The organism is Sphingomonas adhaesiva, from assembly GCF_002374855.1.
In the GTDB taxonomy this organism is placed as follows: domain Bacteria; phylum Pseudomonadota; class Alphaproteobacteria; order Sphingomonadales; family Sphingomonadaceae; genus Sphingomonas; species Sphingomonas adhaesiva.
In genome coordinates, this window is the sequence record NZ_NWVC01000002.1 from 585,205 (window position 1) to 599,003 (window position 13,799).

At 69.1% G+C, this 13,799-nt stretch carries 11 protein-coding genes; 4 read left to right on the forward strand and 7 right to left on the reverse strand.

Translation table 11 applies throughout. From position 1 onward, the window contains the following. Nucleotides 1-2: 2 nt before the first annotated feature. Nucleotides 3-1,142 carry a ubiquinol oxidase subunit II gene (cyoA, locus tag COA07_RS07275; RefSeq protein ID WP_174525798.1) on the reverse strand — a complete coding sequence of 380 codons (1,140 nt, stop codon included), beginning with the start codon at nucleotides 1,140-1,142 and terminating at the stop codon, nucleotides 3-5. A gap of 126 nt (nucleotides 1,143-1,268) precedes the next feature. On the opposite strand from cyoA, the gene COA07_RS07280 reads away from it, so the two are divergent. Beyond that, complete coding sequence (locus COA07_RS07280; protein ID WP_066707940.1) at nucleotides 1,269-2,588, forward strand: MFS transporter; 1,320 nt, start codon at nucleotides 1,269-1,271, stop codon at nucleotides 2,586-2,588. Nucleotides 2,589-3,068: 480 nt separating this feature from the next. Here COA07_RS07280 and COA07_RS07285 read toward each other — a convergent pair whose 3' ends face one another. The 4 genes from COA07_RS07285 to COA07_RS07300 all read right to left on the reverse strand — a co-directional run bounded on the left by COA07_RS07285 (nucleotide 3,069) and on the right by COA07_RS07300 (nucleotide 9,305). After that, a complete protein-coding gene (locus COA07_RS07285) occupies nucleotides 3,069-3,323 on the reverse strand; it encodes a hypothetical protein (RefSeq protein WP_066707943.1) in 255 nt (84 codons plus the stop codon). Between the two features lie 62 nt (nucleotides 3,324-3,385). Next, nucleotides 3,386-4,906 carry an efflux transporter outer membrane subunit gene (locus tag COA07_RS07290; protein WP_066707983.1) on the reverse strand — a complete coding sequence of 507 codons (1,521 nt, stop codon included), beginning with the start codon at nucleotides 4,904-4,906 and terminating at the stop codon, nucleotides 3,386-3,388. Then, nucleotides 4,893-8,096, reverse strand: coding sequence for an efflux RND transporter permease subunit (locus COA07_RS07295; RefSeq protein WP_066707946.1), 3,204 nt, complete (start codon nucleotides 8,094-8,096; stop codon nucleotides 4,893-4,895). Before COA07_RS07295 ends, COA07_RS07290 begins: the two co-directional genes overlap by 14 nt. 6 nt (nucleotides 8,097-8,102) lie before the next feature. Continuing rightward, entirely contained in the window at nucleotides 8,103-9,305 is a 1,203-nt protein-coding gene (locus tag COA07_RS07300; protein ID WP_066707949.1) for an efflux RND transporter periplasmic adaptor subunit, read from the reverse strand. Between the two features lie 101 nt (nucleotides 9,306-9,406). On the opposite strand from COA07_RS07300, the gene COA07_RS07305 reads away from it, so the two are divergent. Next, complete coding sequence (locus COA07_RS07305) at nucleotides 9,407-10,024, forward strand: TetR/AcrR family transcriptional regulator (protein WP_281254078.1); 618 nt, start codon at nucleotides 9,407-9,409, stop codon at nucleotides 10,022-10,024. 16 nt (nucleotides 10,025-10,040) lie between these two features. Here the strand turns inward: COA07_RS07305 and COA07_RS18235 are convergent, their stop codons facing one another. Then, the gene (locus COA07_RS18235) at nucleotides 10,041-10,217 is read right to left on the reverse strand and encodes a hypothetical protein (protein ID WP_157085173.1); all 177 of its coding nucleotides are present in this window, start codon (nucleotides 10,215-10,217) and stop codon (nucleotides 10,041-10,043) included. 99 nt (nucleotides 10,218-10,316) lie between these two features. Between COA07_RS18235 and COA07_RS07310 the strand changes: the two genes are divergently transcribed. After that, complete coding sequence (locus COA07_RS07310; RefSeq protein ID WP_083956741.1) at nucleotides 10,317-11,339, forward strand: LacI family DNA-binding transcriptional regulator; 1,023 nt, start codon at nucleotides 10,317-10,319, stop codon at nucleotides 11,337-11,339. On the opposite strand, the gene COA07_RS07315 is transcribed toward COA07_RS07310, so the two are convergent. Beyond that, entirely contained in the window at nucleotides 11,336-12,382 is a 1,047-nt protein-coding gene (locus COA07_RS07315) for a YeiH family protein (RefSeq protein WP_373853866.1), read from the reverse strand. The two genes, COA07_RS07310 and COA07_RS07315, sit on opposite strands and share 4 nt — an antisense overlap. Before the next feature lie 93 nt (nucleotides 12,383-12,475). On the opposite strand from COA07_RS07315, the gene COA07_RS07320 reads away from it, so the two are divergent. Beyond that, complete coding sequence (locus tag COA07_RS07320; RefSeq protein ID WP_066707957.1) at nucleotides 12,476-13,714, forward strand: MFS transporter; 1,239 nt, start codon at nucleotides 12,476-12,478, stop codon at nucleotides 13,712-13,714. Nucleotides 13,715-13,799 lie beyond the last annotated feature (85 nt).

Below are 13,799 nucleotides of genomic sequence, written 5' to 3' on the forward strand. Positions count from 1 at the left end.
CCTCAGGCCCGCTGGCGGGCATCGGCGCGCGGGCGCGCGGGAGAATGATCGAGCATCGTCATGTTGCGGTTGCTGGCGTCGCCGGGATCGCCCTGCCCATGCGCGGCGCCGTGCGGCGCGCTCATGTGCGGGCTTTCGCCCTTCTCGCTCGCGTCGCGGGTCAGCGCGCCCTCCGCCTCGCCGGCGCGCGGCGCGCGGTCGTTCACCGCCGGGCCGCCATGCGACATGCCCTGCATGCACGACGTCCCCGGCTTCACGCACATCGCCACGATGCGGCGGAACAGGCCTGCGTCGACCGCGCCGAAGCCGATCGGGCGGACGTTCTCGCTCGGCCGCTCCAGCTGCAGATAGGTGCCCGCGTCCAGCCGGCGCGGCTGGCGCTTCACGCCGGCCACCCACTGATCGAAGCGCGCCGGGGTGACCGAGTGGGTCTGGAAATGCATCCCCGAGAAGCCCGCGCCGCTATAGTTGGCGGACTGGCCCCGGAACGTGCCGCGTTCGTTGAGGACGCCGTGCAGCACCGTCTCCATGCCCGGCATGGTGTAGATCATGCCCGCCATCGCGGGGATCCACAGCGTGTTCATCACGCTGGACGAAGTCATCTGGAACCGCACCGGGCGATCGACCGGCACGACCAGTTCGTTGACCGTCGCCACGCCCTGTTCAGGATAGATGAACAGCCATTTCCAGTCGAGCGACACCACCTCCACCACCAGCGGCGCAGGTGCGGCGGCCGGCGGGGCGGTGGTCTTGCCCGGCGCGGCCTTGGCGCCCGGGGCGAGCGGGCGGTACGGATCGAGCAGGTGGGTGCTGACCCAGGTCAGCGCGCCCAGCGCGATGATGATGAGCAGCGGCGCCGACCAGATCACCAGTTCCAGCTGGGTCGAATGATCCCAGTCCGGCTCGTAGGGCGCATCCTCGTTCCCCGCGCGATACCGCCAGGCGAACAGCACCGTCAGGATCATCACCGGCACGATGATGAGCAGCATCAGCACCGTCGACCAGACGATCAGCGACGATTGCTGGCGCGCGACGTCGCCGGCCGGATTCATCACCACGGTGTTGCATCCGCCGAGCGCGGCGAGCGCCCCGGCCAGCAGCGCGCCGCGAATCCTGGCGCGATGGGAAACACAGAAGATCATGCGGCGCGCCTAGACTTTTGTGCGGTGCAGCGGAATAGGACATTTTGTCCCATCCCATCGTTGAACGCGCTACGCTATTGCGCGGTTCAATACGCCCGATCGGAACCCTTTCATGGCCAGCGCCCTATGACCACCTCGACCTCCGCATCGCTCGAACGCGACGCCCGCGCGCTCCACGCGGACGGCGATCCGCACGTCCGCCCCGCCGACATCGCGATCGGCGTCATCATCGGGCGCACGTCGGAATTCTTCGACTTCTTCGTCTATGCGATCGCCTCGGTGCTCGTCTTCCCGGCGGTGGTGTTCCCCTATCTGGACCGGATCACCGCGACCTTGTGGTCGTTCGCGCTGTTCCCGCTGGCGTTCATCGCACGGCCGGTGGGCACGCAGATCTTCATGAAGATCGACCGTCGCTACGGCCGCGGCACCAAGCTGACGATCGCGCTGTTCCTGCTGGGCACGTCGACGGTGCTGGTGTCTTTCCTGCCCACCTATGCCACGATCGGCGGGCTGGCGGCGGTGCTGCTGGCGCTGTTCCGCATCGGCCAGGGGATCGCGCTGGGCGGCGCGTGGGACGGCCTGCCCTCGCTGCTGGCGATCAACGCGCCGGAAAAGCACCGCGGCTGGTGGGCGATGGTGCCGCAGCTGGGCGCGCCGCTGGGGCTGATCGTGGCGTCGGGGCTGTTCGCGTTCGTGTCGCTGCTGCCGACCGAGGATTTCCTGTCCTGGGGCTGGCGCTATCCGTTCTTCGTCGCCTTCGCGCTCAACGTCGTGGCGCTGTTCGCGCGGCTGCGGATCGTCGTGACGCCGGAATATGAGGAATCGTTCAAGAGCCGCGAACTGACCCCCTCGCGCGTCACCGCGACGATCAAGGCGCAGTGGCGCAACATCATCATCGGCGCGTTCGCCCCGCTGGCCAGCTTTGCGCTGTTCCACATGGTCACGGTGTTCCCGCTGTCGTGGGTGGCGCTGTACACGCAGGAGGACATCACCCGCTTCCTGCTGATCGAGATGGCGGGCGGGTTCGTCGGGATCGGCGCGATCGTGCTGTCGGGGATGCTGGCCGACCGGATCGGGCGGCGCAGCGTGCTGGGCTATACCGCCGCGGGGATCGCGGTGTTCAGCGGCTTCGCGCCGCAGCTGCTGGGCGCGGGCAGCGCGGGCGAGGTGCTGTTCATGGTGATGGGCTTCATCCTGCTGGGCCTGTCGTTCGGCCAGTCGTCGGGCGCGGTCACCAACAACTTCCCGAAGCGCGCGCGCTACACCGGCGCGGCGCTGACGTCGGACCTGGCGTGGCTGTTCGGCGCGGGCTTCGCCCCACTGGCGGCGTTGGCGCTGACCGAGGCATTCGGGCTGGTCGCGGCGGGCGCCTACCTGCTGTCGGGCGCGCTCGGCACGCTGATCGCGCTGGGCCTGAACGTGGAACTGGCGCGCCGGTTGGACTGAGCCTGGGACTGCGGGAAGACGGAAAGGGCGCCGCAGCGATGCGGCGCCTTTCTTTTCGGAGAGGGAAGGAAGGCGGCCGGTCGGCCCGGCGGGTTCGAGGGTTGGCCGGCGCTTGTCACCGGGGAGGCGTTACCCGCCCCTTAACGGCGCTTTTCGCGCTGCTTTCATCTGATACCCGGCCTTCGCGAAACCCACGCCGTCATGCCGGACTTGTTCCGGCATCCACGTTTCGGCACACCGGCAAGCGCCTGATTTGCGGCACAGTGGACCCCGGAACAGGTTCGGGGTGACGGAAAGAAGCGGCGGGAATACCGACTTTTCAACGGTCTCGCGAAGGCCGGAGGCCATGGCGCCGCAAAAGTAACGGACCTTGCGTCCGCGGACACATGGATGCCGGATCAAGTCCGGCATGACGGAGGCGCCTGACGGATGTCCGTCGCGAACGCGCCGTGACGCGCGCCCGCCGCCGACCTCGCCCGCTCAGATGCGGCGGTGTTTCCCGCCGTAATGCTTGCCGATGTAATCGCCGATCTTCGCCATCTCGTGCGCAGCGGCGTTCGCCGCCTGGGCGCAGCACGGGATCGGATCGCGCTCGGCCTGCGCGGCGCGCATCGCCACCCGGCTGCACAGATCCTCGATATCGGCGCGCGACAACAGGTTCTTTTCCCGCATGACGCACAGCAGCGTCTGCAGGATCACCATCGCCTCGTCACCGTTGCGCTCTTGCGGCATCATCGGCTCATCCTCTCGTCTAATGAACGAGAGTGTACGCCAAACGGTCCGTTACGCAATATGGATCAGTTGAGTCCCCCGCCCAGCCGCCGGTACAGTTCCACCAGGTTGCTGGCCTGCGCCAGTCGCGTGGTCACCAGCTGCTGCTGCGCGGCGTAGGCGGTGCGCTGCGCATCGAGCGAGACGAGGAACGAATCGACCCCGGCGCGGTAGCGCGCGGTCGACAGCCGCGAGGTGACGTTGGCGGCGTTGGCGCGCGCGGTCTGCGCCGCCACCTGCTCGCCGATCGTGCCGCGAGTCGCCAGTGCGTCGGACACTTCGCGGAACGCGGTCTGGATCGCCTTTTCGTAACTGGCGACCGCCGCCTGCTGCGACGCCTTGGCATAATCGAGGTTCGCCGCGTTGCGCCCGCCGTCGAACAGCGGCAGCGCCACCGACGGCGCGCCGGTGTAGGTGAACGACCCACCGCCGAACAGCCCGGACAGCGCGGTCGAGATCGTCCCGATCGTCGCGGTGAGCGAGATGCGCGGGAAGAACGCCGCACGCGCCGCGCCGATATTGGCGTTCTGCGCGATCAGCTGATGCTCGGCCTGCAACACGTCGGGACGGCGCAACAGCACCTCCGACGAGACGTTGCCGGGCAGCGCGTCGCGGGTCAGCGGACGATCGCCCAGCCCGGTCGGCAGCTGTTCGGCGGGCACCGTGGTGCCGACCAGCAGGTTGAGCGCATTCTGGTCCTGCGCGATGCGCGTCTGGAGCGCGGCGATATCGTTGCGCGCCGACTGGTAGTTGGTTTCCGCCTGCCGCGCCTCCAGTTCGGAGGCGACCCCGACGCGGAACTGCGCCTGGGTCAGTCGCTGCGTCTCCTCGAACGCCTTCAGCGTATCGCGCGACAGCTGCAGCTGCTCCTGGTCCGACGCCAGCGTCAGCCATGCGGTCGCGATCTCCGCGATCAGGCTGATGCGGGTCGCGCGCTGCGCCTCCTCCGACGCGAAATAGCTTTCCAGGGCCGCGCGGTTCAGGTTGCGCACCCGGCCGAACAGGTCCAGCTCGAACGCGGAAAAGCCGGCGTTCACCGAATAGAATTCGATGTTCGACGATCCGGTCCCGACCGCCGCGCCGGCACCAGCACCGGCACCGGCGCCCGCTCCGGCCCCGGCACCCGCTCCGGCCCCGGCACCCGCCCCTGCACCGCCGGCCGCACCGGCCGCGCCAAACAGGTTGTTGGTGAACGTCCCCGAACCGGAGATCGTGGTATTGGGGACCAGATCGGCGCGCTGGACGCGATATTGCGCGCGCGCCTGCAAGACATTGGCCGCCGCGATGCGCAGGTCGCGATTGTTGGCCAGCCCCAGCTCGATCACCCCCTGCAGCCGCGGGTCGAGGAAGAAATCGCGCCAGCCGATCTGCGTCACGTCGGGCGCATCGGTCGCCGCGCGCGGATAGACCCCGCCCTGCGGCAGCGCGGCGGGCACCGCGCCGTCGGGGCGCTGGTATTTGGGCGCCAGGTTGCAGCCCGCCAGCGCGGTGGTGAGCGCCAGCAGCGCCACGAAGGAAGTACGGGTCGTCACATCAGGCTCCTTCATGAGCCGGTCGGGGGTGGTCGCCCTGCGGGCCGGCATCGCCGTCCGCATCGCGTTGCGCATGGTCGCCGGCCTTCCCGTCATGCTCGTGGCCGAACAGCCGCAGGACGACGACGAAGAACACCGGCACCAGGAAGATGCCCAGTACCGTGGCGGACAGCATCCCGCCCACCACCGACCGGCCGATCGCATTCTGTCCGCCCGCGCCCGCGCCGGTCGATACCGCCAGCGGCAGCACGCCGAACACGAAGGCGAGCGAGGTCATCAGGATCGGGCGCAACCGCAGCTTCGCGGCCTCGACCGCGGCGTCGAACGGCTTCATCCCCTCCGCGATCCGCTCCTCGGCGAATTCGACGATCAGAATCGCGTTCTTTGCCGCCACGCCGATCGTGGTGATGAGGCCAACCTGCAGGTAGATGTCGTTGTTCAGCCCGGTCAGCCACGCCGCCAGCAACGCGCCCGCCACGCCCAGCGGCACGACCAGCAGCACCGAGATCGGCACCGACCAGCTTTCGTACAGCGCCGCCAGGCACAGGAACACGATCAGCAGCGACAGGGCGTAGAGCGCCGGCGCCTGCCCGCCCGACAGCTTCTCCTCATAGGACAGGCCGGTCCATTCCAGCGACGTACCCGGCGGCAGCTTGGCATGGATCGCCTCCATCGCCTTCATCGCCGCGCCCGTGCTCTGCCCCGGCGCGGGCGAGCCTTGCAGCTGCATCGCCGGCTGGCCGTTGTAGCGGGTCAGCGCGACCGGCGCATTGGCCCAGGACAGGGTGGTGAACGCGGTATAGGGCACCATCTGGCCATCGGCACCGCGCACGAAGAACGACCCGATATCCTCCGGGCGGAGGCGATAGGGCGTATCGGCCTGCACATAGACGCGCTTCACGCGCCCGCGATCGATGAAGTCGTTGACATAGGCGCCGCCCCAGGCGGTCGAGATGGTCGAGTTGACCTGGCTCAGGTCGAGCCCCAGCGCGCGCGCCTTGTCCTCGTCGACGTTGACCTTCAGCTGCGGGGCATCCTCCAGGCTCAGCGGGCGCACCTGTGCCAGCGTCTTGTCCTGCATCGCCATGCCCAGCATCATGTTGCGCGCCTGGGTCAGCCGTTCGTGACCGATCCCGCCGGTGTCGACCAGCTGGAGGTCGAAGCCGGTGGCGTTGCCCAGTTCCTGCACCGCCGGCGGCACCAGCGCGAAGATCAGGCCGTCCTTATACTGGCTGAACGCCCCCATCGCGCGCCCGGCGATCGTCTGCGCCTTGTTCGCGGTGCCCGAACGGTCCTCCCACGGCTTCAGGTTGATGAACGCCAGCCCGGTATTCTGCCCCTGCCCGGCGAAGCTGAAGCCGTTGATCGTGAACACGCCCGCGACATTGGCCTTCTCGGCGCCCAGGAAGTGGTTGCGCACCAGATCCAGCCCCTTGTCGGTGCGCCCGCTGGTCGCCCCCGACGGCCCCTGCACCAGCGCGATGACGGTGCCCTGGTCCTCATCGGGCAGGAAGCCCGACGGCAGCCGCACGAACAGCAGCGCGACGCCCGCGACGATCAGCAGATAGACCAGCATCGACCGCTTCCAGCTGCGCGCGGAACGCCGCACGCCCTGCTCGTAATGACGCTGACCGTTGTCGAACTTTTCGTTGAACCAGCGGAAGAACCGCGCCAGCAGCCCGTTGCTCTCCGCCTTGTTCGGGTCGTGCGGCTTCAGGATCGTCGCGCACAGCGCCGGGGTCAGGATCAGTGCGACCGCCACCGACAGCACCATCGCCGACACGATCGTGATCGAGAACTGGCGATAGATGACGCCGGTCGATCCGCCGAAGAACGCCATCGGCAGGAACACCGCCGACAGGACGAGGCCGATGCCGATCAGCGCGCTGCTGATCTCGTCCATCGACTTTCGCGCCGCTTCCCTGGGACTGAGGTGTTCGGTGACGATCAGCCGCTCGACATTCTCCACCACGACGATCGCATCGTCGACCAGCAGGCCGATCGCCAGCACCATGCCGAACAGCGTCAGCGTGTTGATGGTATAGCCGGCCACCGCCATGATCGCGAACGTGCCCAGCAGCACCACCGGCACCGCGATCGTCGGGATCAGCGTCGCGCGCCAGTTTTGCAGGAACAGGAACATGACGAGGAAGACGAGCACCACCGCCTCGACCAGCGTGTGGATCACCTGCTCCACCGACAGGCGCACGAACGGCGTGGTATCGTAGGGGTAGACCAGCTTGACGTCGGCCGGCAGCGACTTGGCGATCTGCGCCGCCTGTGCCTTCACCGCCTCGACCGTGGACAGCGCATTGGCGCCCGCGGCCAGCTTCACGCCGAAGCCTGCGGCATATTTGCCGTTATACTTGGTGTCGAAGCCGTAATTCTCCGCGCCCAGCTCCACCCGCGCGACGTCGCGCAGCCGCACGACCGCGCCCGCCGCATCGGTCTTCAGCCGGATGTTGCCGAACTGCTCGGGCGTCTGGAGCCGCGACTGGACCGAGACGGTCGCGTTCAGCTCCTGCTCCTTGGGCGACGGCTGGCCGCCGATCTGGCCGGCGGAAACCTGCGCGTTCTGCGCCTGCACCGCGGCCGACACGTCGGCGATCGTCAGCTGATAGCTGTTGAGCTTGAGCGGATCGACCCAGATGCGCATCGCATATTGCGCGCCGAACACCTGCAGCTCGCCCACGCCGTTGACGCGGCTGATCGGGTCCTGGAACTTCGACACGATCATGTCGGCCAGGTCGTTGGCGGTGTGCGAATTGTCGTCGGAATAGATGCCGACGATGACCAGGAAGTTCGCCGCCGACTTGGCGACCTGCAATCCCTGGCGCTGCACTTCCTGCGGCAGCAGCGGGGTCGCGGCCTGCAGCTTGTTCTGCACCTGGACCTGCGCGATGTCCGGGTCGGTGCCCTGTTCGAACGTCAGCGTGATCGTCAGCATCCCCGCCGACGAGGACGAGGACGAGAAATAGCGCAGGTTGTCGATCCCGCGCAGCTGCTGCTCGATCACCTGGGTGGTCGTGCGTTCCAGCGTTTCGGCATCGGCGCCCGGATACATGGCGTTGATCGTCACCGCGGGCGGCGCGATTTCCGGGAATTGCGCGATCGGCAGGCTGCGGATCGCGATCGCGCCCGCCAGCATGAGCACGATCGCGATGACCCATGCGAAGATGGGCCGATCGATGAAAAAGCGTGACATGGGGCGTTACTTCGCTTGCGCCGCGGGCTGGCCCTGGCCGGGCTGGCCCTGCCCCTGGGCCGGGGCGGCGTTGGGATTGTACGGCACCGCCTTCACCGGCATGCCGGGGCGCAGCATCATGCCGCCCTCCACGATCACCTTGTCGCCCGGCTTCAGCCCGCCGGTCACCAGCCAGTCGTCGCCGATCGTGCGCGACGTCGTCAGCGGGCGCGGCTGCACCTTGCCATCGGGGCCGACGACCATCGCGAGCGCATTGCCCTTTTCGTCGCGGCTGACCGCGCGCTGGGGCACCAGCATCGCATTGGCCTGCGTCCCCTCGACCAGCTCGGCGCGGACGTACATGCCCGGCAGCAACAGCGCGCGCGGGTTGGGGAACAGCGCGCGGATCGTCTGAGTCCCCGTCGCGGGATCGACGCTGACGTCGGCGAACTGCAACGTCCCCTCGATCGGATAGACCGACCCGTCGTCCAGCCGCAGCCGGACGCGCGCCGCACCGCCGCCGCGCGACAGGTCGCCGGCGGCGATCTTCTGCCGCAGCTTGAGCAGGTCGGCGGCCGATTGCGGCACGTCGACATAGATGGGGTCGAGGCGCTGGATCGTCGTCAGCGCATTGGCCTGTCCCGCGGTCGCGAGCGCGCCGGTGGTCGCCACCGAACGCCCGATGCGCCCGGAGATCGGCGCGCGGACGGTGGTGCGCGCCAGGTCGATCTGCGCCGAGCGCAGCGCGGCGGACTGCGCCGCGACGTCGGCCTGCGCCTGCTGCGCCTGCGTCAGGGCGTTGTCGTAATCCTGTCGCGAGATGGCATTGATCTTGACCAGCTCGCCATAGCGCCGCTGGAGCGCCGAGGTGGAGGCGATCGCGGCGCGGGCGCGCGCCAGCGCGGCGCGGGCATTGGCGACCTGCGTCACATAGGGTTGCGGGTCGATGCGGTAGAGCGCCTGCCCCTTCGACACCTGATCGCCCTCACGGAACAGCCGCGCGGTGATGAGGCCGCTGACCTGCGGGCGCACCTCCGACGTCTCATACGCGGTCAGCCGGCCGGGGAGCGTCGTCGTCAGCGTTACCGACTGCGGCTGCACCGTCACGACGCCGACCTGCGGCGGCCCTGCCTGCGCCTGCTGCTGCTGTTGCGCGGCCTCCTTTCCACCACCGCACGCGGCGAGCGGGAGGAACAGCAGCGCGGCAAACGCGTACCCCTTGTATGTCATGCGAATCTCGTTCTAAAGTGTGAGTGATCGCTCACTCACAAATGCTGCTACTGCGAACAACCCATGCCGTCAAGTAGAGAGACGCAATGACGCACACCGACATGGATGATCCCCCTGCGCCGCTCGAAAGAGGCGGCAAGGCCAACGCACGACGGGAGAAAGTGGTCCAGGCGGCGCGGAATCTTTTTGCCGAACAGGGCTTTCACGCCACCGGCATGGCCGCGATCTCGCAGGCGTCGGGGGTGCTGGTCGGCCAGATCTATCGCGATTTCGCGAACAAGGAGGCGATCGTCGCGGCGATCGTCGAACGCGACCTGGACGAATATCTGCGCGAGGGTGAACTGCACGAAACCTGCGCCTGCGACGACCCGGCGGCCGTGCGCGCGTGGATTGCGCGGTTCGTCGCTTGCAGCGACATTCCCGATCGCCGGCTGATCGCCGAGATCATGGCGGAGGCGGCGCGCAACGTCCGCGTCGCCGACATCTTCCGCGCCGTCGACGCGCGGCTGAGCGGGCGGCTGGTCGAAGCGTTCCATATCCTGGCGCCGGCGGCCGACGCCCGGCGTATCGATTGCGTCGCGGAGACGATCATGGTCCTGTCGGGCGGCATCTTCCACCACCGGCTGGGCAACGACGGCGCGATCGACGACGCCGTGCTGGAACGGCTGTTGAACATCACCGCGAACGAGATCGACGCGCTGGTCGCTTCGTCCACCTGACGTCGCTCACCTGACGTCAGTTGCGCAGCAGCGGCACCAGACCGCCCAGCCCGCGTCGCGCCGCCGCGCGGCGCAGCGCATCGGCCTGCGCGGCCAGCAGTTGCGCCTCGGCGAAGGTGCGCGCCGATTCGGCCTGGCGATCCAGCTCGCGGGCGCGGTCATGCGCCGTACCGTCGTTCGAATAGCCGCCCACTAACGCTTCCCCTCCCAGCCCCGGAACCGGGGCCGCGCATCAACGCCCGTGCCGCGCCATGGTTGCGGGCAGTTGCCGCCCCGTGGCAGAAGCCGCGCGATGACGGACGGCAAACCCCTGCGCGCCACGATCAAGCATGTGTCCGAACATGCCGGCGTCTCGATCAAGACGGTCAGCCGCGTGCTCAACAACGAACGCTATGTCGGGGCCGAGACGCGGGCGCGCGTGCAGGCGGCGGTCGATGCGCTGCACTTCCGCCCCAACCTGGCCGCGCGCGCGCTGGCCGGGCGGCGCGCGTTCCAGATCGCGCTGGTGTGCGACAACCCCAGCCCCAGCTACGTCTACGCGATGCAGACCGGCATCCGCGACCGGTGCGAGGCGGACGGCGTGCGGATGATCGCCCAGCCCTATGACCGCGCGTCCCCCCATCTGGCGGAGCAGATCGAGGCGCTGGTCGATACCAGCCGGATGGACGGCATCGTCCTCACCCCCCCGGTCAGCGACGACGCGGCGGTGCTCGACCTGCTGGCGCGGCGCGGCATCCCGGTGGTGCGCGTGTCGCCCGGTTTCGAGACGGAGGACAGCGCAGCCGTGTCGATCGACAATCGCGGCGCCGCGCGGGAAATGACCGCACACCTGCTGTCGCTGGGCCACCGCCGCATCGCGCATATCGGCGGACACCCCGATTATGCCACCGCGGCGCAGCGCCGCGACGGCTATCTCGCCGCACTGGCGGATGCGGGCATCGCGACGGACCCGGCGCTGATCGAAAGCGGCAGCTACGATTTCCCATCGGGCGCCGCCGCGGCCGAGCGGCTGCTCGACCTGCCCCAGCCCCCGACCGCGATCTTCGCCGGATCGGACGAGATGGCCGCCGGCGCGCTGACCGCCGCGCATCGCCGCGGGCTGGTGCTGCCGCGCGACCTGTCGGTGGCGGGGTTCGGGGACGATCCGCTGGCCGGCTATGTCTGGCCCCCGCTCACCACCATGCGCCAGCCGGTGCGCGACCTCGCGTGGAACGCCGCCGACCTGCTGCTGACCGCGGACCGCGAGCCGGAGCATCGGCGGCTCGACCACCGGATGGTCGTGCGCGATTCGACCGCCGCGCCCGCGCGGCGCTAGCCGATCAGGAACACCGCCGCGGCCAGCGACAGCGCGAACGCCACCACCGTCGCGCCCGCCACGATCACCATCGGGCGCGGCCCCGCCTCCAGCAATTGCGACAGCGGGGAACGGATCGCGGTGGCGGTGACCGCCGCCGCCAGCAGCCCGGCGGCCGCACGCTCGGCGGCGTGGGTGGCGGAGGCGGGAACGATGCCGGTCGAATTGACCCCGGCCATCACGAAGAAGCCGATGACGAACCACGGCACCCCCTGCCCCTTGCCCGCTTCGCCGCGCGGCAGGAACAGCGCCACCACCGCCAGCACCGGCGCCAGCAGCGCGACGCGCGTCAGCTTGACGATCGCGGCGATCTGTCCGGCGCCATCGGAATAGGAATAGCCCGCGCCCAGCGCCTGCGCGACGTCGTGGATCGACGCGCCCAGCAGGAAACCCGCCTTCAGGTCGCTCATCGCCAGCCAGTGCGCGACGAACGGATAGGTGACCATCGCCAGCGCCGACAGCGCGGAGATGACCACCAGCACCAGCGTCAGCTGCGCCTGGCTGGCGCGGCGTTCGCCCAGCGTCGTCGCCAGCGCCAGCGCCGCACTGGCACCGCAGATCGCCACCGCCCCGCCCGCCAGCGTGCCGAACGCATCGGAAAAGCCCAGCCGCCGCGCGATCAGGATCCCCGACCCGATCGTCAGCGCGACGATGGCCACCACCGCCAGCAGCGCCACCGGCCCCAGCGCGACGATCTGCCCGAAGGTGACGCGCACCCCCACCAGCACGATCCCCCAGCGCAGCAGCGCGCGGCTGGCAAAGGCGGTGCCGGTCGCCAGCCGCTTGTCCGCCGACAGGAAATTGAGCGCGAGCCCGATCAGCAGCGCCATCAGCGTCAGCGGCGCGCCATAGTGATCGGAAATGAACGCCGCCGCCAGCGTGCCCGCCGCCACCACCACCAGCCCCGGCACATGATCGCGCCATGTGCTATGCGGCAGGGGGACGATGTCGCCATACAGGTCCGCGGCCATCGGAAACGACGAAGGTGAACGGGTGCCGGTCATGATCCCCCCTATACGCCGCCGTCCGTTGAGGACTAGCGCCGAACGAAAACGTATGACAACGTTATCGGACAGAAAATTGCGGGAGGGAAGAGGATGAGCGAAGGCGCCAATCGCGCGCGCTGGGTGATCGTAGCGATGGTGTTCGTCGCGATCATGCTCAACTATGTCGACCGCCAGATCCTGGCGCTGCTGAAACCGACGCTGGAGGCGGAATTCCGCTGGTCGGATCAGGATTACGCCAACATGGGCACCGCGTTCCAGATCGCGACCGCGTTCGCGTTCCTGGGCACCGGCTGGTTCATCGACCGCGTCGGGCTGCGCCGTGGGTTCGGGATCGGCGTGGGCGTGTGGAGCCTGGCGGGCATGGCCCATGCCGTCGCCACCACCGTCACCGGATTCATCGGTGCGCGCGTGGTGCTGGGGATGGCCGAATCGATCGGCACCCCGGCGGCGGTGAAGACCGCGGCGACCTATTTCAACCATCGCGACCGGCAGATCGCGCTGGGCATCGGCAATACCGCCCCCAATGTCGGCGCGGTGGTGACGCCCGCGCTGATCCCGCCGCTGGCGGTCGCCCTCGGATGGCAGGCGGCATTCCTGCTGGCGGGCGGGCTGGGGCTGGTGTGGGTGGCGGTGTGGTTCGCGCTGCGCGTGAAGCCGGTCGCGCTGGACGCGATGGAGGCGGCGCCGATCCGCTGGGGCGACATCGTCCGCCGCCGCACCACGCTGGCGATCGCGATCGCCAAGGTGCTGTCGGACCAGGTGTGGTTCTTCATGCTGCTGTGGCTGCCGGACCTGTTCCACCGGCTGTTCGCGCTGCCGCAGGGGACGCTCGGCTGGCCGGTGGCGCTGGTCTATGCGCTGGCGGCGTGCGGCGCGCTGACCGGCGGGTGGCTGCCGACGCGGCTGATCGCGGGCGGGTGGAGCGTCAACCGCGCGCGCAAGACGACGATGCTGCTCTACGCGCTGCTCGTCCTGCCGGTGCCGCTGGTACTGTCGGTGTCCAGCCCGTGGAGCGCCGCGCTGCTGCTCGGCCTGGGGCTGTTCGCGCATCAGGGTTTCTCGACCAACGTGTTCGGCGTGGCGACCGACGTGACGCCGGCGCGCGCGGTCGGCTCGACGATCGGCATCGCGGCGTTCTGCGGCAACCTGTGCTCGATCGGGATGATCCAGTTCCAGGCCTGGGCGCTGGCGAACGGCTGGGGCTACACCCCCGCGCTGGCGATCTGCGCCAGTTCGTACCTGCTGGCACTGCTGGCAATCCACGTGCTGATCCCGCGGATCGTGCCAGTGGAGCCGGACGCGGGCGCGCCGCTGGTGGTGGCGCACTGACAGGTCGTTCGGCGTTCCTTCGAAGGCAGGAACCCAGGGCCGCGAACGGCATCGCCCGTCACCCTGGGCTCCTGCATTCGCAGGA